The sequence below is a fragment of the Rhizobium ecuadorense genome, from assembly GCF_001187535.1.
Taxonomy (GTDB): domain Bacteria; phylum Pseudomonadota; class Alphaproteobacteria; order Rhizobiales; family Rhizobiaceae; genus Rhizobium; species Rhizobium ecuadorense.
In genome coordinates, this window is the sequence record NZ_LFIO01000300.1 from 1 (window position 1) to 274 (window position 274).

The following is a 274-nucleotide window of genomic DNA, read 5'->3' on the forward strand; positions in this document are numbered from 1 at the left end:
CCGTCTTATCGCCACTGAAGGCACCGACCCGGTGAAAAGCGAATTCCGGCGTGTGATCGAGGCGCAGCAGGTGGGCCTCAGCATCCCCGACGCCTGCGCCCGCATGACGCTCCACATGCCGCTCCAAGAAGTCAATTTCTTCGCCATCGTCATCGCCATCCAGTCGCAGGCGGGCGGCAATCTCTCGGAAGCGATCGGCAACCTCTCCAAGGTCCTGCGTGATCGCAGGAAGATGAAGGCCAAGGTTACGGCGCTGTCGATGGAAGCCAAGGCG

1 protein-coding gene is annotated in these 274 nt (G+C 62.0%); it reads left to right on the top strand.

The window, feature by feature from the left end; all coding sequences use genetic code 11:
* Positions 1-274 (top strand): type II secretion system F family protein (locus AF337_RS06640; RefSeq protein ID WP_193393580.1); only part of this gene is annotated, 274 nt, incomplete at both ends.